This is a genomic window from Pseudarthrobacter polychromogenes (assembly GCF_014644495.1).
Classification (GTDB): domain Bacteria; phylum Actinomycetota; class Actinomycetes; order Actinomycetales; family Micrococcaceae; genus Arthrobacter; species Arthrobacter polychromogenes.
Genome location: NZ_BMKU01000006.1, coordinates 47,796 through 70,897 on the forward strand (window position 1 = coordinate 47,796; position 23,102 = coordinate 70,897).

At 65.9% G+C, this 23,102-nt stretch carries 23 protein-coding genes, 1 tRNA gene and 2 riboswitches; of the genes, 16 read left to right on the forward strand and 8 right to left on the reverse strand.

Annotation, left to right across the window (positions count from 1 at the left end; all coding sequences use genetic code 11):
* Nucleotides 1–4 precede the first annotated feature (4 nt).
* Nucleotides 5–238, reverse strand: a complete 234-nt coding sequence (locus IEX43_RS11235; protein WP_188811078.1) for a hypothetical protein — start codon at nucleotides 236–238, stop codon at nucleotides 5–7.
* Between the two features lie 225 nt (nucleotides 239–463).
* Here IEX43_RS11235 and IEX43_RS11240 point away from each other — a divergent pair, with 225 nt between their 5' ends.
* Together IEX43_RS11240 and IEX43_RS11245 are read left to right on the forward strand one after the other, a co-directional pair.
* Entirely contained in the window at nucleotides 464–847 is a 384-nt protein-coding gene (locus IEX43_RS11240; protein WP_188811080.1) for a cold-shock protein, read from the forward strand.
* A gap of 6 nt (nucleotides 848–853) precedes the next feature.
* A complete protein-coding gene (locus tag IEX43_RS11245; protein WP_188811082.1) occupies nucleotides 854–1,516 on the forward strand; it encodes a DUF3027 domain-containing protein in 663 nt (220 codons plus the stop codon).
* 146 nt (nucleotides 1,517–1,662) lie between these two features.
* Here IEX43_RS11245 and serC read toward each other — a convergent pair whose 3' ends face one another.
* Entirely contained in the window at nucleotides 1,663–2,793 is a 1,131-nt protein-coding gene (serC, locus tag IEX43_RS11250; RefSeq protein ID WP_188811084.1) for a phosphoserine transaminase, read from the reverse strand.
* A gap of 281 nt (nucleotides 2,794–3,074) precedes the next feature.
* Between serC and IEX43_RS11255 the strand changes: the two genes are divergently transcribed.
* The 10 genes from IEX43_RS11255 to IEX43_RS11300 all read left to right on the forward strand — a co-directional run bounded on the left by IEX43_RS11255 (nucleotide 3,075) and on the right by IEX43_RS11300 (nucleotide 14,270).
* Entirely contained in the window at nucleotides 3,075–3,770 is a 696-nt protein-coding gene (locus tag IEX43_RS11255) for a metal-dependent transcriptional regulator (protein WP_104186160.1), read from the forward strand.
* 131 nt (nucleotides 3,771–3,901) lie between these two features.
* Nucleotides 3,902–4,118: riboswitch (cyclic di-AMP (ydaO/yuaA leader) on the forward strand.
* A 10-nt stretch (nucleotides 4,119–4,128) separates the two neighbouring features.
* Complete coding sequence (locus IEX43_RS11260) at nucleotides 4,129–4,953, forward strand: M23 family metallopeptidase (protein WP_188811321.1); 825 nt, start codon at nucleotides 4,129–4,131, stop codon at nucleotides 4,951–4,953.
* 136 nt (nucleotides 4,954–5,089) lie between these two features.
* Nucleotides 5,090–5,263, forward strand: a riboswitch (cyclic di-AMP (ydaO/yuaA leader).
* Between the two features lie 70 nt (nucleotides 5,264–5,333).
* Nucleotides 5,334–6,044 carry a C40 family peptidase gene (locus IEX43_RS11265; RefSeq protein WP_188811086.1) on the forward strand — a complete coding sequence of 237 codons (711 nt, stop codon included), beginning with the start codon at nucleotides 5,334–5,336 and terminating at the stop codon, nucleotides 6,042–6,044.
* A 157-nt stretch (nucleotides 6,045–6,201) separates the two neighbouring features.
* On the forward strand, nucleotides 6,202–6,984 hold the full coding sequence (locus IEX43_RS11270) for an NlpC/P60 family protein (protein WP_188811088.1): 783 nt from the start codon (nucleotides 6,202–6,204) through the stop codon (nucleotides 6,982–6,984).
* Nucleotides 6,985–7,256: 272 nt separating this feature from the next.
* Nucleotides 7,257–7,757: an HNH endonuclease gene (locus tag IEX43_RS11275; RefSeq protein WP_066273874.1), complete on the forward strand. Its 501-nt coding sequence runs from the start codon at nucleotides 7,257–7,259 to the stop codon at nucleotides 7,755–7,757.
* Nucleotides 7,758–7,797: 40 nt separating this feature from the next.
* Nucleotides 7,798–8,442, forward strand: coding sequence for a molybdenum cofactor guanylyltransferase (gene mobA, locus IEX43_RS11280; protein WP_229666419.1), 645 nt, complete (start codon nucleotides 7,798–7,800; stop codon nucleotides 8,440–8,442).
* Between the two features lie 16 nt (nucleotides 8,443–8,458).
* Nucleotides 8,459–8,752: a DUF6457 domain-containing protein gene (locus IEX43_RS11285; protein ID WP_181038097.1), complete on the forward strand. Its 294-nt coding sequence runs from the start codon at nucleotides 8,459–8,461 to the stop codon at nucleotides 8,750–8,752.
* Nucleotides 8,749–10,125 carry a molybdopterin molybdotransferase MoeA gene (locus IEX43_RS11290; RefSeq protein WP_188811090.1) on the forward strand — a complete coding sequence of 459 codons (1,377 nt, stop codon included), beginning with the start codon at nucleotides 8,749–8,751 and terminating at the stop codon, nucleotides 10,123–10,125. The genes IEX43_RS11285 and IEX43_RS11290 overlap by 4 nt, the downstream gene beginning before the upstream one ends.
* A gap of 81 nt (nucleotides 10,126–10,206) precedes the next feature.
* The gene (gene fdhD / locus IEX43_RS11295) at nucleotides 10,207–11,082 is read left to right on the forward strand and encodes a formate dehydrogenase accessory sulfurtransferase FdhD (protein WP_188811092.1); all 876 of its coding nucleotides are present in this window, start codon (nucleotides 10,207–10,209) and stop codon (nucleotides 11,080–11,082) included.
* 137 nt (nucleotides 11,083–11,219) lie between these two features.
* Nucleotides 11,220–14,270 carry an alpha-mannosidase gene (locus IEX43_RS11300; RefSeq protein WP_188811094.1) on the forward strand — a complete coding sequence of 1,017 codons (3,051 nt, stop codon included), beginning with the start codon at nucleotides 11,220–11,222 and terminating at the stop codon, nucleotides 14,268–14,270.
* A gap of 248 nt (nucleotides 14,271–14,518) precedes the next feature.
* Here the strand turns inward: IEX43_RS11300 and IEX43_RS11305 are convergent, their stop codons facing one another.
* Nucleotides 14,519–15,256 carry a hypothetical protein gene (locus IEX43_RS11305; RefSeq protein WP_188811096.1) on the reverse strand — a complete coding sequence of 246 codons (738 nt, stop codon included), beginning with the start codon at nucleotides 15,254–15,256 and terminating at the stop codon, nucleotides 14,519–14,521.
* Nucleotides 15,253–15,987 carry a hypothetical protein gene (locus IEX43_RS11310; protein ID WP_188811098.1) on the reverse strand — a complete coding sequence of 245 codons (735 nt, stop codon included), beginning with the start codon at nucleotides 15,985–15,987 and terminating at the stop codon, nucleotides 15,253–15,255. Before IEX43_RS11310 ends, IEX43_RS11305 begins: the two co-directional genes overlap by 4 nt.
* 251 nt (nucleotides 15,988–16,238) lie before the next feature.
* Here IEX43_RS11310 and abc-f point away from each other — a divergent pair, with 251 nt between their 5' ends.
* Both abc-f and IEX43_RS11320 read left to right on the forward strand, forming a co-directional pair.
* On the forward strand, nucleotides 16,239–17,882 hold the full coding sequence (gene abc-f, locus IEX43_RS11315; RefSeq protein ID WP_188811100.1) for a ribosomal protection-like ABC-F family protein: 1,644 nt from the start codon (nucleotides 16,239–16,241) through the stop codon (nucleotides 17,880–17,882).
* Nucleotides 17,879–19,792, forward strand: coding sequence for an ABC transporter ATP-binding protein (locus IEX43_RS11320; RefSeq protein ID WP_188811102.1), 1,914 nt, complete (start codon nucleotides 17,879–17,881; stop codon nucleotides 19,790–19,792). The genes abc-f and IEX43_RS11320 overlap by 4 nt, the downstream gene beginning before the upstream one ends.
* Here the strand turns inward: IEX43_RS11320 and IEX43_RS11325 are convergent.
* The 3 genes from IEX43_RS11325 to IEX43_RS11335 all read right to left on the reverse strand — a co-directional run bounded on the left by IEX43_RS11325 (nucleotide 19,789) and on the right by IEX43_RS11335 (nucleotide 20,776).
* A complete protein-coding gene (locus IEX43_RS11325; RefSeq protein ID WP_188811104.1) occupies nucleotides 19,789–20,208 on the reverse strand; it encodes an NUDIX hydrolase in 420 nt (139 codons plus the stop codon). The genes IEX43_RS11320 and IEX43_RS11325 overlap by 4 nt on opposite strands.
* Nucleotides 20,205–20,702: a DUF6314 family protein gene (locus IEX43_RS11330; protein ID WP_188811105.1), complete on the reverse strand. Its 498-nt coding sequence runs from the start codon at nucleotides 20,700–20,702 to the stop codon at nucleotides 20,205–20,207. The genes IEX43_RS11325 and IEX43_RS11330 overlap by 4 nt, the downstream gene beginning before the upstream one ends.
* Nucleotide 20,703: 1 nt before the next feature.
* Nucleotides 20,704–20,776: transfer RNA gene (locus IEX43_RS11335), tRNA-Arg, on the reverse strand.
* An 83-nt stretch (nucleotides 20,777–20,859) separates the two neighbouring features.
* Between IEX43_RS11335 and IEX43_RS11340 the strand changes: the two genes are divergently transcribed.
* Entirely contained in the window at nucleotides 20,860–21,615 is a 756-nt protein-coding gene (locus IEX43_RS11340) for a DUF998 domain-containing protein (protein ID WP_188811107.1), read from the forward strand.
* On the opposite strand, the gene IEX43_RS11345 is transcribed toward IEX43_RS11340, so the two are convergent.
* Nucleotides 21,608–22,237: a hypothetical protein gene (locus IEX43_RS11345; RefSeq protein ID WP_188811109.1), complete on the reverse strand. Its 630-nt coding sequence runs from the start codon at nucleotides 22,235–22,237 to the stop codon at nucleotides 21,608–21,610. The two genes, IEX43_RS11340 and IEX43_RS11345, sit on opposite strands and share 8 nt — an antisense overlap.
* 32 nt (nucleotides 22,238–22,269) lie before the next feature.
* Here IEX43_RS11345 and IEX43_RS11350 point away from each other — a divergent pair, with 32 nt between their 5' ends.
* Nucleotides 22,270–23,100, forward strand: a complete 831-nt coding sequence (locus IEX43_RS11350; RefSeq protein ID WP_188811112.1) for an inositol monophosphatase family protein — start codon at nucleotides 22,270–22,272, stop codon at nucleotides 23,098–23,100.
* The last annotated feature ends 2 nt before the right edge of the window (nucleotides 23,101–23,102 follow it).

Below are 23,102 nucleotides of genomic sequence, written 5' to 3' on the forward strand. Positions count from 1 at the left end.
AACGTTACCGCCGGTCCGGCTTTCCTGCCCGGCGCCGCCCGGCAACGCTGTCCAGAACCAGGAAAAGCATCAGGAGGAACGCGACCGGCAGGCCGTACAGCGCCGAGTACGTTACCCAGGAGGGGGCCACTGACCCGGCGAAGGCCAAGGCCATCACAGTGCCTACTGCCACCAGGGAGAGCACGGCGACAGCTGCGGCGAGGATCATCAGGGCGCGCCGGTAACGCGAGGGAGTCATGGACGTAACGCTACAGCTCCGGCACCCTCCGGCGTGAACGCTGCTGCACGGAGCCCCGGAATGCCTCCGCAAGGCACATAAAAGCAGGAATAGGGCGGTGGGCAGGATAACCTTGGGGGATAGACCAACACGGCCTGCAGCCGCCATACCCTAAACCCGCACAGCAATGCGGATGCGGTGGCGGGCGGCCGTGTCAGAAGACGCAGAACGAAGAAGGTTGATTACGTGCCTACCGGCAAGGTCAAGTGGTATGACAAGGACAAGGGCTTTGGTTTCCTCGCGGGCGAGGACGGCCAGGAGGTATTCCTGCCCAAATCGTCGCTGCCCGAGGGCGTAACAGAGCTTAAGGCCGGCACCCGGGTTGAGTTCGGTGTGGCTGACGGCCGGAAGGGCGCCCAGGCGCTTGGCCTGCGCGTCCTGGACAAGACACCTTCCCTCGCCAAGGCAAAGCGGCCCAGTGCAAAAGACCTTGCTCCCCTTGTCCAGGATCTGGTGACTGTCCTGGACAACCTGTCCGGAACGCTCTCGGCAGGCAAATACCCGGAAGGCAACAAGGGCAAGGCCATCGCTGCTGCCCTGCGTAAGGTTGCCGACGAGCTGGACGTTTAGGCACTGATGATCCCGGAAGCTGAACAGCCGGTCCCGGCCCCGCCGGAACAGGACATGCCGGAACAGGACGGTACGACGGCGGGTGGCGCGGCCGCTGCCGGCCCCGCAGTTGCGGGGGCGAAGGCTGCCTCCAAGCGCCGCGCGGGTGTCCCGGTATGGCGGACAGGGAAGCCGGATGCTTTCCTTGCCGCCGCCGTGGACGCGGCGCGTGCTGCTGTGGAGGAAATCACGCCTGCACCGACCGTTGGCCGGCACCTGGCGGCCAAAAGCGAAGGCGACCGCCTGGTGACGCACCTGTTTGAATCCCGGCTGCCTGGCTACCTGGGCTGGCAGTGGTACGCGGTACTTACCCGCAACTCCCGCTCCAAGGTGGTCACCGTCAGCGAACTCGGCCTGCTGCCGTCGGAAGATTCGATCCTTGCCCCTGAATGGGTGCCGTGGGCTGAACGCGTCCGGCCCGAGGATGAGCAGGACCAGGAGCCGGAGCAGGTCCGGGCAGGGGAGCCGGAAGCTGGCGGGCAGGAAGCCGGGCCCGTGGAAGGCGAAGCCGATGACGACGCCCAGGATGCCGGAACAGAGCCCGCCATAGCAGAGCCCGCCGTCGACGCTCCTGATGGTGCCTCTCTTTGGCACACACAGCACGCGGAAGACGACGCCGTCACACCTTGAGGCATGCTGAACACTCCCTACGACATACACAAAGGCGCCGCCCGGAACTAACTCCGGGCGGCGCCGTCGTAATTTAACGCTCTTTGCTGCTGGGTGCGCTGCTTTTGGGACCACTGAGCCGCAGCGCGGACTGCTGCTGGAGTCCGCTACTTGCGCAGCTTGCCCACCACGAAGTCGATGCTGGCCAGCAGCGCGGAAACGTCGTCCGGTTCGATGGCCACGAACGTGGCAATGCGCAGCTGGTTGCGGCCGAGCTTGCGGTAGGGTTCGGTGTCCACGACGCCGTTGGCCCGCAGCACCTTTGCCACCACGGTTGCGTCCACTGACTCGTCAAAGTCGATGGTGGCGATGACGTTGGAGCGCTCATCCGGGTTGGTGACGAACGGGGTGGCGAACTCGGAAGATTCGGCCCAGCTGTAGATGCGGCCGGCGGAATCGGCGGTGCGTGCGGAGGCGAAGTCCAGGCCGCCGTTGGCGTTCAGCCACTGCACCTGGGCATCCAGCGTCACCAGGGTGGACAACGACGGCGTGTTGTACGTCTGGTTCAGCCGCGAGTTGTCGATTGCGGTCTGCAGGTCGAGGAAATCCGGGATCCAGCGGTCGGTGGCTTTGATGCGGGCCGCGCGGTCCAGGGCGTTGGGGGAGAACAGGCCCAGCCAGAGTCCGCCGTCGGAGGCAAAGTTTTTCTGCGGGGCGAAATAGTAGACGTCGCTCTCCGCCACGTCCACGTCAAGGCCGCCGGCCGCTGATGTTGCGTCAACCAGCACCAGTGCGCCCTCGTCCGCGCCTGCTACGCGCTTCACGGGGGCGGAGACGCCTGTGGAGGTCTCGTTCTGCGGCCAGGCGTAGGCATCAATGCCCGCTTCGGCCTGCGCGGCCGGGCGGGTACCTGGTTCGGACTTGATGATGGAGGAGGCAGCCAGGAAGGGCGCCTTGTTGGTGGCGGCCGCGAATTTGGACCCAAACTCACCGAACGAGAGGTGCTGTGCCTTCTGCTCCACTAGGCCGAAGCTGGCGATGTCCCAGAACGCAGTGGAACCGCCGACACCGAGGACCACCTCATAGCCCTCGGGTGCCCGGAAGAATTGGCTGAGGCCCTCGCGCACCGACCCCACCAGGTTCTTCACCGGAGCCTGCCGGTGCGAGGTTCCCAGGATGGTTTTCGACGCGGCGGAAAGCGCATCGATCTGCTCCTGCCGGACCTTTGACGGGCCGGCGCCGAACCGTCCGTCCTTGGGCAGGAGGTCGGCGGGAATAGTGATGCTGTTTTCGCTCACAGGTGCTCCAATTTCGGCGTGGACGCGGCTAGGGTCCGGACGGGTGGTTGCTTGGCGGACAGTTGGCTGTGACTGCAACTTTCGGCCCTCCTCATTCTGCCTGAACAGGCGTTGTGGCGGGAACCGGCGCCGTCATAGTCCAGACACTGAGACGGCCTGGTGTGACGGCCGCCAACTATTCGGACAAAGTCAAAATAGGCTAAGCTTTTCAACGGACTACGTCGCGCGGAAGGCGATACGGTGGGACAACGCAAGGTACTGCGCTCGAGGAGCTGAGCTGGATGACGGATCTGATCGACACTACGGAGATGTACCTTCGGACCATCTTGGAGCTTGAGGAAGAGAACATCGTTGCCCTTCGCGCCCGAATCGCCGAACGCCTGCGCCACTCAGGGCCCACAGTGTCCCAGACCATTGGCAGGATGGAGCGGGACGGCCTGGTGGTGGTCTCGGGAGACCGGCACCTCGAACTCACCGAAGTTGGCCGGAAGCGCGCTACCGAAGTGATGCGGAAGCACCGGCTGGCGGAGAGGCTGCTGGCAGACGTGATCGGCCTGGACTGGGCCTACGTCCATGACGAGGCCTGCCGCTGGGAGCACGTCATGAGCGAACGCGTGGAACGGCGCATCTACGAGCTGCTTGACCACCCAACGGAGTCCCCATACGGCAACCCCATACCTGGCCTCGCTGCCCTCGGCGGCCAGGCATCACAGGGCTTTGCCGACGGGGCCATCAGCCTTCTGGAAGCAATGAAGTCCTATGGCCCGGCGTCCGAGGTAACCGTAAGCCGCCTGGCTGAGCCGATCCAGGTGGAACCGGAACTGCTGGTCCAGCTGGACGAGGGCGGAATCCGCCCCGGGGCCGCAGTCTCGCTGGAGCGGGTGGGGGACTACATTTCGGTCCGCGTGCCCGGCATAGAGGGCGCCCTGGAGCTGCCACCGGAAGTGGCGGCCCACGTCTTCGTTGCCATCCGGTAAACGGGCCTACTACCCCGGCTGGGGCAGAATAGGCAAAGATAACGGAATTGTTACTTTGGGACTTCTGGCCCTATAGTTAAACCCAAGCGTAGATACTAAAGCGTTACCTGATCCGGAGCCGAGCTCTGCCAGCGGATCAGGTGCACGAGTCATTACTGGCAGAGGCGGGGGAACCACAACCGGCAGACGGGGGACTGCCTTGGGGTGAAGTCCGTCAGCAGCAAGCCTCTTCCAGCGTTGGATCCTTCCGGGGATACCTCTGTGCCGAGCTTGCCCAGGCGGACCGGGTCTGTGAACTCTCTGACCCGAATCCGACAGCTAACTTCGCAGGCTTTCCAGAGAGGAACCCTTCTTGTCCATGCAGACCCCCAAGGGGCGCCGCCGCGCGGCCGCCCCCGTTTCAACGCCGCGCGTTGTCGAGGTCATCACCACGGAACGCCCCCGCGATCCGCACCGTGATGCACGCCGCCGTCGAGGACCCTTCCGGCAAATCACTGAATTTGCCTCCGCCAGCGGAATCGGCCAGAAGGCCGGAATTGCGCTGGCCGCCACCGGGCTGGTGTTGACCGTGACCGTTCCGGCCACCAGCCCCGTCATGGCCACCGACAGTGCCGGCAGCGTTACCCCGGTGGCAGCCTCGGCTGTCACTCCGCAGCCGCAGGTATCGGCCGAGGCCGGCGCACAGATCGACTTCAGCCGCTCTGCCGTGGTGACCCAGGCGGATCCCGACGGCAAACTGAAGCAGCTGCTCAGCGCGCAGTCCGCAGGTTCCGTGTCCCGCGCAGCATCTGCCGGAAGCCTCGGAGCCCCTTTGGCCGCGCTGTCCACTGCTTCCCCGTTCGGTTACCGGGTCAGCCCGATCACCGGCGGCTCTGGTGACTTCCACCGCGGCCAGGACTACGTGGCCCAGTGCGGCACCTCGGTCCTGGCAGCAGCCACCGGCACCGTGACGTTCGTGGGCTGGCACCAGTACGGTGGCGGAAACCGGGTTGTCGTGGACCACGGCAACGGCCTGGAGACCACGTACAACCACCTCTCGTCCTTCAGCGTCACCGAGGGCCAGACGGTCTCCCGCGGCGATGTCCTGGCGCTCAGCGGCACCACGGGTGCTTCAACAGGCTGCCACCTCCACTTCGAGGTCCAGGTCAACGGCGAAGTCGTCGATCCCACCGGCTGGCTGTAGTCAAATGATGGTTCACTCTCGAATCATCGTGACCTGCCGTGACCTGAATGTGACATTCAACGAAAACTGCTGTACCGTCTAACTCGCGTCAACTTTTCCGAAGTTGACGCTCTTGTGCGGATTGCCTAGCTCTGCCACCGCTCAAGGTCCGTTCGCATTTCATCGTCTGGCAGGGGCGGGGGAACCAATTTTGGTCTTTGCTTCAGCGAAGGCCTTGGGGTTAAGTCGCACAGCTTCCTTGGAAGCGGTGTGGCCGGGTGACTCCCATCCGAATCCGACAGCTCACCTCGCAGGCATTGGGAGAGGCTACCTTCGTGTCTTCACGCCATAATTCTGCGCGCCACCGTGCGCAAACGGTTCGTACCAACCCTTTGGACACCGTGTCCAAGGCTGTTAGTGCCAATGCCGGGACAGTAGGTCGCCAGGCTGCCGTTATCGCAGCCGCTTCCGGTCTCATCCTCAGCATGGGCCTGCCTGCAAACGCCGCGGACACCACCGCCGGCGTTTCCGCTTCCACCGAGTCCGGGTCTGCCCAGTCCGCCCTCGCGGTGACCGCAGCACCCACCGCCACCGTCTCCTTCGAGCGTCCCGTGGTGAAGACCACCGCCGCTCCGAAGCCGGCACCGGTACGGGCACAGTCGACCGATTCCGAGAGCCGGACTGCTTCCGGAACCCGGACGGCTTCCACCGCGTCGGCCTCCACCGCGCCGGCTCCCGAAGCTGCAGCTGAGAAGCAGGCCGAAACGGTTTCCTCGGCCTCCACCTCCGGCATTGCCGCACTCGCGTACACCGGCATCGGCCGTCCCTACGTCTGGGGCGGCACCACCCCCAACGGCTGGGACTGCTCCGGCTTCACCCAGTGGGTTTATGCCCAGGCCGGCATCAGCATCCCGCGCGTCAACGCCTGGACGGCAATGACGCCCACCTCCACCCCGCAGCCGGGTGACCTGGTCATGCAGAACGGTGGCGCGCACGTAGGCATCTACGTCGGCAACGGCATGATGATCAGCGCGCTCAACCCCTCCCAGGGCACGCTGCTTCACTCGGTGGCCGCCACCGGAAGCTCCGCCTTCTTCACGATCAATAAATAGTTCTTGGGCCTTCGGGCCCAAGAGCTATTTCTTTGCTCCACCACTTTCCACAAACACCACATCCCCGTTCGGGGCGTGCCGGCGTACCCCCAAGATGCCGGCACGCCCATACCCCTTGGTGCCCACAACGGCCTGAGGAAAACGAAAGAGAGAACTGATGACTACTCGTGCCACCGCACGGCATCGCGCCGAAGTCACCAAGACCAGCTCAATCGCCGTTATCGCCAAGGCTGTTGGCGGCAACGCCGGCGGCATGGGCCGCCAGGCAGCGGTTATTGCTGCTGCTTCGGGCCTGGTGCTGACCAGCGGCATCGCTGCAAACGCGGCTGACTCCAGCGTCCAGCGCGACTCCGCCCCGGCGTCCACCCTGGAAGTTGAGTCCTCTGTCGAGGCGCCGATCTCCGCTGCTTCCACCATCGCCATCACCTTCGAGAAGCCGGCCGTCACCACCACGCCCGCGCCTGTTGTGGTTGTCGAGGAAGAGCCAGCTCCTGTTGAGGTCGAGGAAGCCGAGCCGGCTCCCGCCGTCGTCCAGCCTGCCGCAGCCCCCAAGGTGACCGCCAAGGTAACCACCGCCTCTGCACCCGCTGCAGCTCCTGCCGCTTCCGCCAGCGGCAAGGGCGCAGCCATCCTCTCCGCTGCGTACGCACAGCTGGGCGTCACGCAGGACTGCACCATGTTGGTGACCAACTCCCTGGCCGCAGTGGGCATCAACTTCCACGACTGGCCTGCCGGGTACCTCTCCCTGGGCCGCACCGTAAGCGCCGCGGAAGCCCAGCCGGGCGACCTCATCTACTACGCAGACGGTGGCGCGGGCATGGCCCACATCGCTGTCTACGCCGGCAACGGCCAGGCTGTCCACGGTGGATACAACGGAAACCAGACTGTGGTGTTCAGCGCCAACGTTGGCTCCGGCCCTGTTTTCATCCGCGTGAACTAACGAGCCCCGCGTTAGCCTTTCCCTGGGAACGGCACGAAGAACCCCTGCCCCGCGGCAGGGGTTCTTCCATTTAAGGACGATGCCGGCGGAGTGCAGCCCGCAGCCACCTGGGGAACCCCGCCAATGGGCCCGACACGGCAGTTTTGGAAAACCGCAATTAGCTGATAATGCGCTTCTATGTTTACTCTTGTGGTGTCGATCCATAGCCCGGACATGCCGAGGGCAGCCGGCCCTCGTGCCCCTGACGGGTGCGGCCGTGAAGAGGTACGTGCATGCGCACTCTCGTTCTGAATGCTGGATATGAACCGCTGGCGGTCATCACGTTCCGCCGGGCGCTGGTGCTTGTGCTCACAGGCAAAGCCAGCGTGGTTGCCGAGGGTGATGATCCCGTGGTGGGACCGCAGGAGATATTGGGCCGCCCGTCCGTTATCCTCCTGAACCGCTATATCCGTCCCAGATACAACCAGGCCACGGCCGTCAGCCGCCGCGGAGTGCTGAGGCGTGATGGCCACCGGTGCGCCTACTGCGGAAAAGCAGCCCACACTATCGACCATGTCCAGCCCAAGTCCCGCGGCGGTGCCGATTCCTGGGAGAACCTGGTGGCGGCCTGCCTGCGCTGCAACAACGTCAAGGGCGACCATACTCCCGCCGAGATGGGGTGGAAGCTGCGGTTCGTCCCGGAGCCCCCGCACGGAACCATCTGGCAGATCAAGGAACTCGAAAAGCCCACCCCCGCCTGGGACCCGTTCCTGCTGCCCGAGCGCGCCGCCTGACCCCACCCCGCACCATGCGCTTGGTGACTAGGCTGGGGGAGTGGAAGAGAACCGGTTGCCCTTCGATGCCCTCATCCTGGCCGGCGGCCGGTCGTCCCGGCTGGGCGGAGTGCCGAAGCAGGACCTTGTCTTCCACAATGCCACTCTCCTGCAGCGTGCGCTTGCCGCGTCCGCAGGTGCCTCCAGCACGGTGGTGGTGGGTCCCCGGCCGGAATCTTCCGCTCCCGGGCTGATCTGGTGCCGTGAAGAACCGGAGTTCGCGGGGCCGGCTGCAGCCATCGCGGCCGGGCTGGAGGCTCTTGCACAGCACGGCAGCAGCACAACGGAATACACCCTTGTGCTGGCGTGCGATATGCCGCTGGTCCAGGACGCCGTGGCGGCACTGAAGGAGGCGCTGATCCCGGGAGGGGGTGACGGCGTCGTGGCCCGTTCCGGTGACGGGACCCTCCAGCCGCTGGCCGGCATTTACCGCACGGCCGGGTTAATAAAATCAGCGGCGGAACTGTCGTCACGCGGTGCCTTAATCAACGGCTCCGTGCGCTCCCTCCTTGCTAGTCTGGAGGTGCAGCCTGTCACCGTCCCCGCAGGTTCCACGGCAGACGTGGACACGTGGGATGATGCCGCCGCACTAGGGATTGCCGCCGGGAACCAGGACAAGGGCCAGGACCGGCGCAGCCGCAGTTAACTTGGGAGGCACGTTCGTGAAAAGTCAGGATGAAACGCTGGAGGAGTGGTGCAGGTCCCTGCTCCAGGCCTATGAGCTCGAGGACGTCCAGGTGGACGTCAACGCCATCCTTGCCCTGGCTGGTGTGGCCGCCCACTCGGTGGTCCGCCCGGCGGCACCGCTGACCACCTTTATCGCGGGTTATGCCGCTGGGCTGGCGTCGGGTTCCGGGCAGGCAACGAACGCCGCTTCCATGGAATCCGCGCTGGCCGTGGCCCGCACCCTGGCCGCCGACTACGATGCTGAAGCCGCCGGGACTCCCGGCGAATGACCAGCGACGCCCAGGAGGAACCGAGCAAACCCGAAGCTGACCAGCCCCGGCATCTCGACCACACATGGGACGAAGCCCGGCAGGCCGCTTTCGACGCCGCCCAGCCGATTCCCGCCGGGCCGGTTGCGCTGGAGCTTGCCCTCGGACGGAAACTGAACCAGGACATCGTGGCGCTGCAGGACATGCCCCACTATGCGTCGTCGGCAATGGACGGCTGGGCGGTGAACGGCACCGGACCCTGGATCCTGGTTGAACCCGGTACGCCCCTTGCCCCGCACCAGGCCAGTCCCATCGCCACGGGGGGACTCATCCCCCCGGGTGGCAAGTCGGTATTGCGCAGTGAAAGTGCCCGGCTGGACAAGGACGAGGACGGACTGCCCATCCTGATGACGGGCGGCACGGCCCGCCCCGGCGAGCCCCGCACCGGCCAGCACGTGCGGAAAGCGGGGGAGGAGGCTTCCGGGGGCGACGTCCTGGTCAGGGCAGGAGTGGTGCTCAACCCCGCACACCTGGCGCTGGCCGCCCTGGCTGGATATGACGAACTTGTGGTCCAGGGAAAGCCCCTGGTCCGGCTGCTGCTGACCGGCTCCGAAGTGGTTGGCCACGGCGTGCCCGTCCCCGGCCAGGTGCGGGACACCTTCGGCCCGCAACTGCCGGCCGTGGTGGGCATGCTGGGCGGGATCCCCGGCGGGCAGCAGAGGATCGGCGATTCCTATGCCGAGTGGCTGGGCGCGCTGGAGGACGTGGTCCCGGAGGTGCCGGGGGCGCCGGACCTGCCGGCCGACGTCGTCATCACCACCGGCGGGACAGGAAAATCAGGCACCGACCACCTTCGCCGGGCCGTAGCTGAGCTGGGAGGGCGGCTGATCATCGACGGCGTGGCCATGCGTCCGGGGCATCCGGCCGTCCTGGCCGAACTTCCGGACGGGCGCTTCGTGCTGGGACTGCCGGGCAACCCGCTTGCCGCCATGATTGCGCTGTCCACGGTAGGGGCCCCGCTCCTGGCGGCGCTGGGGCACGGCGAGATGCCGGCGGTCCAGGACGTGCCGTGCGGAACCACTCTCGAGCCGGAGCCGGGGCGCACCCGCCTTATGCCGTTCCGGCTGCTGTACGGGATGGCCTCCCCGGCCCAGCACACCGGCCCGGGCATGATGCGGGGGCTGGCCTCCGCCGACGGCGTTATGGTTGTTCCTCCCCACGGGGTGAAGCTCGGTGAGCTGGTGCCAGCCTTCGCCCTGCCCTGGGGGCAGCCCATCCCTGCGCCCCCTGACCCCAATGCCAGGCCGAAGACGCGCAGCGCCGGAAGGACAGGCCGGACAGCTGCAAAGCCGGCCGCCACCGGTCCCGTGGACTGGAGCGAACTCCTTGGCTGACGAAGCCCGGGAGGGGCCGGCTGCGCTGGCGTCACCACGGGGCGGTTGCGATGATGGAACCATGAACAGGAACGGTGGGACATGGGACGTGTAACCCAGCGCCGCAAGGTGCACAAGTACGTGCTGGATGGCTCGCCGAATGCCCTCGAGTTCCCCGTCCGGTACCGGGAGGATGTCCTTGCGGTGGAGGAGCCGCTGGAAATACGGCTGGGCAGCATGTCCTACTCCGTCACGATGCGGACCCCCGGCCATGACTTCGACCTGGTGGCCGGGTTCCTGGTGTCCGAGGGCGTCATCTGGGATTCCGGGCAACTCGTCTCGCTGCGCTTCTGCGCAGGGGAAGACGAAAACGGCGTGCAGACCTTCAACGTGGTCGAGGCCCAGTTGCGGCCGGATGTAGAGGCTCCGTCCATAGGCCGGCACGTGTACACCTCCAGTTCGTGCGGCATTTGCGGCACTGATTCCATCGAATCCGTCAGCAAGTCCTCGCACTACAGTCCCGCCGCAGATCCCCTCAGCGTTTCCGCCGAGGTGCTTGCCTCGCTCCCGGACATCCTTCGGGAGTCCCAGCGCCTCTTCGACGACACCGGCGGCGTCCACGCTGCCGGGCTCTTCCGGATTGAGGACGACGGCGGCGCGAACCTTCTGTGCCTCCGGGAGGACGTGGGACGGCACAACGCCGTGGACAAGGTGGTGGGGTGGGCCCTGCGGGAGGGCCTGCTGCCGCTGAGCGGCACGGTCCTCCAGGTCTCGGGACGGGCATCGTTCGAGCTTGTCCAGAAGGCTGCGCTGGCCGGAATACCCGTCCTTGCTGCCGTGAGTGCGCCATCCAGCCTTGCGGTCGAGCTGGCCGAGGCCAGCGGCCTGACACTCGCCGGCTTCAGCAGGGTAACCAGCCTCAACATCTACGCAGGTGACGGGAGGATACGGCGGCCGGTGGCAGCTGCGCCGTCGTAGGCCAGCCCAGCTGCCTGCTGGCCCGGAAAACAGCCGGGAAACGGTTTCGAAAGGGTTGGTAAAAGACTTACCAGCGGGTAGATTTATCCATCGAATGGACACCAGGATCCAGTCCCAAGCGCTAAAGAGGGCACACATTGCATGACGACCGCCGGATCACTGAAGTGCGCCTGCACAGGTTCGTGCGGGAGCGCATCACCCCTGCGGTCTACAGCCGGACCCTTCCCCTCACGCTGAGCAGCTGGGATGCCCCGGATGAACCCGTCCCCGCGCTGGAAGCCATGCGGCAAAAATTCCAGCCGCAGGAACACGGCGCACTGTGGGGAAAGCCTTGGGGCACCAAGTGGCTCCGTCTCCAGGGGGAAGTTCCCGAATCATGGGGCACGGAACCGGACACCACCGTTGAAGTGCTGGTGGACCTTGGGTTCACCGTTGAAATACCCGGGTTTCAGTGCGAGGGCATCGCGTGGCGCCCGGACGGCACCATCATCAAGGCGGTCTCGCCCCGGAACCAGTACATCCCGCTGAAACTCTTGGGTGGCGGCATGGCGGTGGACTTCTACGTTGAAGCTGCGGCGAATCCGGACGTCGCCCAGGGCTGGACGTTCGCCCCCACGCCCTACGGGGATAAGTCAACGGCCGGGGCAGCACCGCAGTACAGGCTGGGAAGCATTGTCATCGCCGAACTGAACCAGAACGTCTGGGAACTGCAGCAGGATATTTCAACTCTCTCAGGCCTCATGGCGGTACTGCCCCTGGAACTGCCCAGGCGGCACGAGATCCTCAGGGCCCTCGAGCGCATGATGGACATCATGGATCCGGACGATGTAACCGGAACCGCTGCCGCAGGACGCGAAGTGCTCGCGGACGTACTTGCCCGGCCGGCATATGCCTCTGCGCACCAGCTCGTAGCCACCGGTCATGCCCACATCGATTCCGCCTGGCTCTGGCCGGTCCGGGAGACTGTCCGGAAATGCGCCAGGACGTTTTCCAACGTCGTGGCGCTGATGGACGAGAACCCGGACTTTGTATTCTCCTGCTCCTCGGCCCAGCAGTTCGCCTGGATCAAGGAGTTCTATCCCGAACTCTTCGGCCGCATCCGCGAGAAGATCCGTGCCGGCCAGTTCGTTCCGGTCGGCGGGATGTGGGTTGAATCGGACACCAATATGCCTGGCGGTGAGGCAATGGCGCGGCAGTTCGTAGAGGGCAAGGGCTTCTTCCTCGCGGAGTTCGGTGTGGACTGCCACGAGGCCTGGCTGCCGGATTCGTTTGGATACTCCGCTGCGCTGCCGCAGATCGTCAAGTCCGCAGGCAGCCGCTGGTTCCTGACCCAGAAAATCTCCTGGAACCAGGTCAACAGGATGCCGCACCACACCTTCAACTGGGAGGGCATCGACGGCACCCGGCTCTTTACCCATTTCCCGCCTGTGGACACCTACAACTCGGAGCTGAGCGGACGCGAACTTGCCCACGCGGAGCGGAACTACCGCGACCACGGCCACGGCACAGTGTCACTGGTGCCGTTCGGCTATGGCGACGGCGGCGGCGGACCAACGCGGGAAATGCTGGCTGCTGCCTCACGCGCCGCGGACCTGGAAGGTTCCCCAAAGGTCCGGATCGGCTCCGCGGAAAGCTTCTTCACGCAGGCCGAGGCTGACTACCCGGTCCTGCCGGTCTGGGTGGGCGAGATGTACCTCGAGCTGCACCGCGGAACCTATACCAGCCAGGCCAGGACCAAGAAGGGCAACCGCCGCAGTGAGCACCTGCTGCGGGAGGCAGAATTGTGGTGCGCAACGGCTGCTGTGCGCACCGGCGGCAGGTTCGCCTACCCGGCTGCGGAACTCAAGCGGTTGTGGCGGCTGGTCCTCCTGCAGCAGTTCCACGACATCCTTCCCGGCAGTTCCATCGCCTGGGTCCACCACGATGCCGAGCGAAATTACCAGGCCGTCAGTGATGCCCTTGAGGCCATCATCGGCGGGGCTGCCGCCGCCGTGCTGGGCAGCGGCGACCGGGCATTCCTGCTGAACGCTGCGCCGCATGCCCGGGACGGCGTGCCTGCACTGGCTGCAGGCGAGCCGGCTGCAGCGGAGGGCAGGGTCCAGGCCAACCCGGACAACGGGGGCTTTGTCCTGGACAACGGAGTCATCCGCGCCGTCCTGGACGCCGACGGGCTTATCGCCTCGCTGGTGGATTACGCCAGTGGCCGGGAAGCGATTGCTCCCGGCCAGCGGGCAAACCTCCTTGAGCTGCACCGCGATACTCCCAACGAGTGGGACGCCTGGGACATCGACGAGTTCTACCGGCGCAACGTCACGCCACTCACCCGGGCCGCTTCCGTCCGGCTGGTTCACGAAGAGGCAGACGGCGTGGTGCTGGTGGAGCGGCTGGCTGGCGCTTCCACCATTACCCAACGGATCGCACTTGCGCCGGGGAGCCCGTCCCTCTCCATCACCACCTCGGTGGACTGGCAGGAACGCGAGAAACTGCTGAAGCTCGGCTTCGCGCTGGACGTCCGGGCGGACAGGTCGGCTGCAGAGACGCAGTTTGGCCACGTGTTCCGGCCCACCCACACGAATACGTCGTGGGAAACGGCAAAGTTCGAGATTTGTGCGCACCGCTGGATCCACGTGGCGGAGCCGGGGTATGGTGTGGCGATTTCCAACTCCTCCACCTACGGCCACGACGTGGCGCGGAACATCAGGGACGACGACGGCGGCACCACCACGACGGTGCGCCTGTCGCTGTTGCGCGCTCCCAAGTTCCCCGATCCGGAGGCGGACCGCGGGCTGCATGAGCTGACCGTCACCATCCGTCCGGGGGCGGATATTGCCGGCGCAGTGGAGGAGGGCTACCGGACTAACCTTGCTCCCCGGCTGGTCCGCGGCGGTTCCCCGGTGGAACCGCTGTTCTCCGTGACGAACCCTGCCCTGGTGATTGAGGCCGTCAAGCTGGCCGAGGACGGGTCCGGGGACGTGGTTGTCCGGCTCTACGAGTCCTTGGGCCAACGGTCTGCAGGAAAGCTGACCGCGAACTTTCCCGTGCAGGGCGTCACACCGGTCGATTTGTTGGAACGTCCGCTCGAGGCCCCAGGTGTGAACGTCAGCGCTGACGGAGCGGAACTTGGCCTCCGGCCTTTCCAGTTGGTGACCCTGCGGTTCGCCTGCTCGGCCGCGGCAATCACCAGCTAACTGAACCGGAGCGTGGGGCCGGGCACTTCGGGCTGCTCACGTTTGCCACGATCGGCCAAAACGGGCCTTAACCAGGCTGAGTGGGGGCGGTCCCCAACGGCCGCCACCACTCATCCCCCCAATAGGTGTGAAGGCCCCCGGAGCGGCCAACGCTTTGGAATTTATCCCCGTTCGAAAACGACCTGCGCTCCACCTTCACACAATCATGATTGTTTCACATTCTAATGAATTTGTGAAAGCCAGCAGGGTTACTTTTCGGTATATGTCCTCTTGGCAGGCGAGGTCCGGCTGCTTCGTACCCTTGCAGCCCAGATCAGCGCCAGGCCAAGGACGAAGCACAGCACGGCCGTGTAGTTGATGACGAACTCCGCCGCCCCCCACTCCGGAGGCACCGCGGGAAAGAGCAGTGTCAGGGCGATAGCTACTCCGCCTGTTGCGAGGAGCGCGGCAGCGACCCGCACCAGCAAGGGCAGGCGGCTTCGGACAGCGCGGACCATGGCAGGCAGCAGCACCAAGGATATGTACGCGGGATAAGCCCGTCCGGCTGCTCCGTAGTATTCAACAAGAACAAAGTTCCGTTCGCTCTTTTCTGACACAGCTGCAAGGCCTGCCGAGGAACCCACTGTATCCATCATGAAGAACAGGACCATCAACGCAAGGGAGATGACCAGCAGCACAACCATGCCCGCTTTACCCGTGATGAGCCGGTACGCGCTGTCGGCGCCGAAACCGCGGGTGACCCGGATCCCGACAAAATAGATGGCTGCGAAGATGATGAAGCGCAGCAGCAGGTTGGCCAGGTTGATGCCGCCCAGGGCCTGGTCGATGGCCACGTAGGGCGCCTCGATGCTCAGGAGGATGGCGACGGTCATCAGTCCGAAGATGTAGAACAGCGACCTGTTCTCTCCACGGATGGCGCTGGGCACCCGGGCTGCAGCGATGAGTCCGCAGGTGGCAAGCGTGGACCACTGAAGAATTTCGATCATCCCAGGTTCTCCCAGATCTTTTCCGTTTGTGCCTGATCCTGCTCCTGGCGTCGCAGCACCTTGCCCAATGCCTGCAGCCTGTCGCCCGCCAAGGCGGTGAGGTCGCCGTCGGAAAGGCTGTCCAGGGCGGCCTGCCGCGCACCCGGCGGCCAGCCCGCTTCCTCTTCGGTGATCAGGCCGGTGGCCACAAGGCCGCCGGCCGGTCCAACGCCGGCAGCAAGGGCGGTGGCAAGCGCCAGCTCCGGTGACAGCCGGTTGGCGGTCAGCTGCGCTGAATAGTTCTGGGGAGCCACTCCGGTGGCTGCGGAAACGCGGTGCCTCACTTCGCCGTCGTCGATCGCGTCAACCCAGTTTTTTACCGAGGTGGCGTGCGGGGCGGCGGAAAGAGGCGGGGACGCAGTCCCGGAGCCGGCGGGCTCCATCGCCGGACGGGCAAGGACAGCGCGCAGGATGTCGGGGGTGGAGACCTGGCTGACAAGTTCGCAACGGGTGGGCGGAACCTGGGGACCGGCCAGGTCCTGGTAGGCCTCGAAGGTGGCCAGGGCCGAGAGTGGATTCACGTTGTAGGCGCGGCTGATGCTGACCACAGTGCTGACTGAGACTTTTCCACGGACCAGCTGCTGGGCCAGGGTGGTCCTCTTGATCCCTGAGATCCTGCAGACGTCAGCCGTGCTGGCGTCCGGCGCAATGCCTTGCAGCCAGCGCTGGAACGCCTTGGCGGGGAGGGTCATGGACAGCTCTCTGCAGAACGGATGGTGTGTCGATTTTAGCGTGCCGCATCCTGGCGGTTTTACCCCTGCTGCCGTTTCGACTATGCTTGATGGTCGAGCCCGTTGGTCCGTACACCCCCCAAGTCCGGACCAGCGGGCTCTTTCATGTCCTGCGGCCCGGGCTCCTTCCTCCCCGGGTAAATGTCAGGGCCCTGCCAGCCAGTGCTCGGGCAGGAAACCCGCTGCGGACGCAGTGGCGAAAGGACAGAACCATGACTGCAACCCTCGTAGCGAAGGACGTTTCCGGCGGCCACGACCACCGGCAGCTTTTCTCCGGGCTCTCCCTGACAGTGGCCCCCGGGGACGTGGTGGGCGTGGTGGGTGCCAACGGAGCCGGAAAGTCCACGCTGCTGCGGCTCCTCGCCGGCGTGGACCAGCCGCAGGAAGGTTCCGTCAGCCTCGCCCCCGCCGACGCCTTCGTTGGCTGGCTTCCCCAGGAGCACGAACGCGTGCCGGGTGAAACGGTGGCAGGCTACATTGCCCGCCGCACCGGCTGTGCCCAGGCCACTGCTGAGATGGAATCCACCGCTGAGGCCCTTGGCAGCGGCGCGCCCGGAGCGGACGACGCCTATGCGCTGGCCTTCGACAGGTGGATGGCCTCCGGTGCGGCCGATCTTGATGACCGGCTTCCCGCTGTCCTGGCGGACCTTGGGCTGGACACCGGTCCGGATGCGGCCATGACCGGCCTTTCCGGCGGGCAGGCAGCGCGGGTGGCGCTGGCGGCGCTGCTGCTGAGCCGGTTCGACGTGGTGCTGCTTGACGAGCCCACCAACGATCTTGACCTCGAAGGACTCGCCAAGCTGGAGGACTTTGTCACAGGCCTGCGCGGCGGCGTGGTGCTGGTAAGCCACGACCGCGAGTTCCTTGCGCGCTGCGTCACCACTGTGGTGGAACTGGACCTGGCGCAGAACGCCGTGGCCGTGTACGACGGCGGCTACGACGCCTTCCTGGAGGAACGGTCCGTTGCCAGGCGGCACGCACGGGAGAAGTACGAGGAATTTGCGGCCACCAAGGCCGACCTGGTGTCCCGGGCGCGCACCCAGCGCGAATGGAGTTCCCAGGGTGTCCGGAACGCAATCAAGAAGAGTCCGGACAATGACAAGATCCGCCGCGCAGCCAGCACGGAATCCTCCGAGAAACAGGCCCAAAAGGTGCGGCAGATGGAATCGCGGATCTCACGGCTGGACGTGGTGGAGGAGCCGCGGAAGGAATGGCAGCTGCAGTTCTCGATCGGAAAAGCGCCGCGTTCCAGCTCCGTGGTGGCAACCCTCCGAGACGCGGTGGTCCGGCAGGGCGACTTCACCCTGGGGCCCGTCAACCTGCAGCTCAACGGCGGGGAACGCATCGGCATCACGGGGCCCAACGGCGCCGGCAAGTCCACCCTGCTGCGCCTGCTGCTGGGCGGCATCCAGCCTGACTCAGGCAGTGCCGCGATGGGTGCTTCCGTGGCCATCGGCGAGATCGACCAGGCCCGCGGACTGCTCGCGGGCAACCTGACACTGGCCGACGCCGTGGAAGCAGTCCTCGTTGACCTGAACCCGGCCGAGGTCCGCACACTCCTGGCGAAATTCGGACTCAAAGCCGACCATACGTCCCGGACTGTGGAGTCCCTGTCACCTGGGGAGCGGACGCGGGCGGCTTTGGCCCTCCTGCAGGCCAAGGGCGTGAACCTCCTTGTCCTTGACGAGCCCACCAACCACTTGGACCTTCCGGCCATTGAGCAGCTCGAAGAAGCGCTGGAAAGCTACGAGGGCGCGCTGCTGCTGGTCACCCACGACCGCAGGCTGCTGGAAAACGTACGGCTGGATGTACGTTGGAATGTGGACAACGGAACGGTAGAGGAGCAGCAGCAATGAGCATGGAAGGGGTGGCCTGGAGCTCCCTGTACAAGATCACCCGGTCGACGAGCGGTTCCCAACCCTTTTCGAAGGCCACCCTGAAGCGTGTCCTGGGCTTTGCCCGGCCGCACCGCGGAAAGTTAATCGCCTTCGTGGCACTGTCCGTGGTGATGGCGTTCCTCGCCGTTGCCACGCCTGTCCTCGCCGGACAGGTGGTGGACGCCATCGTGGCGAAGGCCGCCACCGGGGAAGTGGTGCGGCTCGCCGTGCTGATCGCCGTCGTGGCCGTAGCAGAGGCAGGCCTGGGCCTGGTGAACCGCTGGCTTTCGTCCACGATTGGCGAGGGCGTGATCGTGGACCTGCGCACCAGGGTCTTTGACCACGTGCAGAAGATGCCCATAGCGTTCTTCACCCGCACACGCACCGGGGCGCTGGTCAGCAGGCTGAACAATGACGTGATCGGTGCCCAGTCCGCCTTCGCCGGCACCCTGTCCGGCGTGGTCAGCAACGTGGTGGCCCTGGTCCTGACCCTCATCGTGATGCTGGGAACCTCCTGGCAGGTGACGGTCCTGGCGATGATCCTGCTGCCGGTCTTCCTCATCCCCGCCCGGCGCATGGGCTCCAAACTCGCGGACCTGCGGCGCGAAGCGGCGGAACACAATGCCGCCATGGGCACGCAGATGACCGAGCGCTTCTCCGCCCCCGGCGCCACCCTGGTCAAGCTCTTCGGGCGCCCCGACGAGGAATCCCGGGAATTCGCCGTCCGCGCAGGACGTGTCCGTGACATCGGAGTCCGGACCGCCATGCTGCAGTTCACCTTCGTCACGGCCTTGACCCTCGTTTCTGCGCTCGCGCTCGCCCTGGTCTACGGGATGGGCGGTTGGCTGGCGATCACCGGCCAACTGGCTGCGGGCGACGTCGTGGTCCTGGCGCTGCTGCTCACCAGGCTGTACGCCCCGCTCACTGCACTGTCCAACGCGCGGGTGGAAATCATGAGTGCCCTGGTCAGCTTCGAGCGCGTCTTCGAAATCCTTGACCTCAAGCCGCTCATCAGCCAGAAGCCGGACGCTGTGGAATCGCCGCGCGGCCCGCTCTCCGTGGAGTTCGACGATGTCCGGTTCTCCTATCCCTCTGCGGACAAGGTGTCCCTGGCCTCCCTCGAAGACGTCTCCACCCTGGATACCCGCGGCGGCGAGGAAGTCCTGCACGGGGTCAGCTTCCGGGTTGAGCCCGGGCAGACGGTGGCCTTGGTGGGCTCTTCGGGTGCCGGCAAGTCAACCATCGCGCAGCTGCTGGCCCGGCTTTACGACGTCGATTCCGGCGCTGTCCGTTTTGGTGGAGTGACGCCCGGAAAAGGGGTGGATGTCCGCGACCTGACCTTCGACTCGCTCCGGGACACACTGGGCATGGTGACCCAGGACGGCCACCTGTTCCACGAGAGCATTGCCTCCAACCTGCGCCTGGCCCGCCCGGACGCAACCGAAGAGGAGATGTGGGAGGCCATCCGGCAGGCCCGGCTGGAGTCCATGATCCGGTCACTCCCGGACGGGCTGGACACCGTGGTGGGGGAGCGCGGCTACCGGCTTTCCGGCGGTGAACGCCAACGTCTCACCATCGCCCGGCTGCTGATCGCCCAGCCCCGGGTGGTCATCCTCGATGAGGCAACGGCGGCGCTCGACTCCACCAACGAAGCTGCCGTGCAGGCTGCCCTCGGGGCGGCACTCGAGGGGCGCACCGCCGTCGTGATTGCGCACCGCCTCTCCACCGTCCGCGCCGCGGACGCCATCCTGGTGGTGGAGGACGGCCGGATTGTGGAACGCGGGACCCACACCGAACTCCTCGCTGCCGAGGGGCGGTACGCCGAGCTCTACCGCACGCAGTTCAACGAGGCCACCGCTGTTGCCCAGGAAGCAGTTCCCGAGCTCTAGGCCTGCCTGTCCGCGCTCCCGGACCTTGCCAGCTCCGGGAGGATATGGTCCGTCAGCAGCGGGGCAAGGTCCCGGGTGGGTTCGGCGCCCAGCGTCAGCCACCGGATCTCGGCGATTTCCGCGGAAGGGTAGGCCTCCCACACTCCCGGGGCCATAAAAACTGTTGCCTCGATGTCCGTGGCGGCCTCATTCGCGGCATCGGCGATCCACACCCCCATCAGCTGCAGTTCCCGGGGATCGAGGACGATGCCCACCTCTTCCGCGAGCTCACGTGCTGCCGCCTGGACGGCTGTCTCCCCGGCCTCGGGTTTGCCGCCGGGATGCATGAACATGGCCGTGCCGCGTTTCCTCACGGTCAGGAGCCGGCCAGCCTTGTCGAAGACACAGACAGCCGAGACCACAATGCGGTTTTTCATGCTGCGGGGCCCTGCCTGCGCACCAGGTGTGACGTCAGCAGCAGGTCCTTGCGGGGGCCCTGGACGTCCCAGGTGTAGCTGAACCTGTCCTGGCCCCCATAGACGTACGTAACGCGGTAGGTATCGGGATCGCACCAGTGGTTGTCAAGGTTGGACGCCGGAGTGAAGCTCATCCGGTGGAAAGGCCTGCCGTCAGGGAAGAACACGTCCATCGCATCCGGGCCCCCGGCAGCCCGCAGGAGGTATTCGCGGGAGGCGGGGCCCGTGAAGGAGGGCCAGCGCATGGTGCCTTCCTCACGGAAGGCCAGGCCGCCGTCGTCCGTGGGGACAAAATGTACGACGCCGGAGAAGGTTCCGCGGGTGCCATCCGCACGGTCCAACAGGTCCCGCTGGACCGTCCACTGCCCGGCTCTGGCAGCGTCCGCGGCGGGGCCGGGTGAGGCGGGGCCGAGGAGGTAGGCGCGGAGCGCGAACTCCGGGGGAGGAAAGTTCAAGTGCCCTCGATTGGAATCGAACCAACGACACCGGCTTTAGGAGAGCCGTGCTCTATCCACTGAGCTACGAGGGCTTAGCATCCGGCGGATCGGCAGGCCAGTCCGGCCGGACACGGATACAAGCATACAAGGTGCTGGGCCGTACTACGCTCAAGGCATGAGTTCAGCGCCGTCCGCCGCCATGCCTGCCACGTTAATTCCGGATACCGCGTCCACCCGCCAGTACATCGGCGCCTGGTCGGTGCTGAGCGTCCTGCAGTATTTTGCCGCGGAAGCGGCAGTGATCGGTGCCTGGGCTGGCCCCAGGCACTATGACCTGCGGACGGGGTACATCAGTGACCTTGGCGCCCTAAACTGCGGCATCTTTGACGGCCGTGCGGTGTGTTCCCCCTTGAACTGGCTGATGAACGCCTCATTCGTGGTCCAGGGGCTCGGCATGCTGCTGGGTGCCCTTTTGCTGAGCTCCGGGCTGCTCTGCGTGGCGGCCCGGGCGGATCTGCGGGTGCAGCCGCGGCGCAGGCCCTGGCTGGCGGCTGTCTGGGTCCGGATCCTGACCGGGACGGCCGGGGCCGGCACTGTGATCGTGGGGCTGGTGCCCCAGGACGCAGGTTCCGGCTGGCACATCGTGGGGGCGGTGATGTACTTCCTCGCCGGGGCCGCCGCCCTGCTGGTCCTGGGCATCCTTTGGCTGCGGAAATCAAACTTCGCCTGGTTCATCCTGGTGTGCGGTGCCGTGTCCCTCGCCGCCTTGGTGACGGGCGGCCTGACGGGAATGGACATTCCGGAGCCTGGCACGCTTGAGCGGCTCATGGGTTATCCGGTCACCCTGGGCATGGCCACTGCAGGACTGGTTATTGCCCGCCAGGTCCACCGCCACCGCAAAATGATGCGGGCCCGGGCAGCCCTCAGCTAGCGGCTCTGGGCTTGCGGGCGCCGAGGACAACGGCGGCGGCGCCCGCCAGCAGGCTGAGGACCAAGAGGACCCAACCGGCCACGGTGAGTCCGGAGGCGAGGGCCACCTGGCCGGCGTCGGCAGTTCCGGAGACCAGCACTCCGTCGATGGCGGCGTTGCCCCAGAGCCGGACCACAACGAACAACAGCGGCAAGGACCAGAGCGCCCAGCGCAGGGCCTTCCGGGCCACGTTCGTGCCGATCAGCAGCAGCCAGGTGAATCCGAAGATCAGCGGGAACAGGGTCCCCGCTGTTTTGTGCACGTAGTTAAGCTGGCCGCGCGCGTCGTCGTCCATCACGGCCTGGAGCTGGCTGACGTAGGCCGCATCGAAGCCGCCGATGAGCGAATCCGGCATGGCCAGGCCTGTGGAGAGGTCACGCATCTGCTCCAGGGTCAGCAGGTGCAGGTACCAGAAGAGGAACAGGCTGGCCACCACGCCGGCGATCAGGATGAGGTTGCTGTTGTTTTGGGCTTTCTGCGGCGTGCGCGCCGTGGTGGGGTTCACCACCGGCGGCAGATGGTGCTGCGGTACCGCCGCCTTCGAGCCGTGTTTCTTGATCCGCTGGGCAGGTGTTTTGGCCATGGCTTCATTATCGCGCCCCTTAAACTGAAGCCATGACCACTGGCCGGCACAGCGCTGTTGAACTTGACCCATCTTTGGACGACTACCAGCTGGCAGCAGCCCTGGTGCGGGAGGCCGGGCAGCTGGCGCTGCTCATGCGGATGGCAGGCCTGCAGTCACAGCAGAAGACCTCCATTTCAGACGTCGTGACCGCCGCTGACCATGCGGCAGAGGCCTATGTCCTGGAGCAGCTGCAGCGCTGCCGGCCACAGGACGGCATCCTGGGGGAGGAAGGCGCATCGGTACAGGGCAGCAGCGGCCGGACCTGGGTCATCGATCCGGTGGACGGCACGTACAACTTCCTGCACGGCTCCACGTACTGGTGCTCGGCCATCGCCTTGAAGGACCAGTCCGATGTGCTGCTTGGTGCCATCTTCCAGCCGGAGGAGGACAAGCTCTGGCTTGGTGGCCGGGCGCATCCGGCCAGCCTCAACGGTGAACGGCTGACGGTTTTCCACGACAACAGGGGAGAGCGCAATGCTACCCCCGCGGCCCAGCTGGGGGCGGCAACCTACATCCACCCCAGCTGGCTGATGGATCCGCTGTGCGCCATGCCCTGGCACGCGGCGGCGACGTCGGCTGCAGCCCTGCGGATGCTCGGCTCCGGCTCGTGCGACCTTGGCCGGGTGGCGGACGGCCAGATCGGGTGCTGGTTCCAGCACAGCTGCCCGGAATGGGACTGGCTGCCCGGCAAAGCGATTGTCCGGGCCGCCGGAGGCGCCGTGGACACGGTGCGGGTCAACGGTTTGGAGTGGTTTATGGCTGGAGGGACGACGGCGGTGCGCGAGCTGCGTGCGGCCCTCGAGTCTGGGTCCGTGGCATAGCG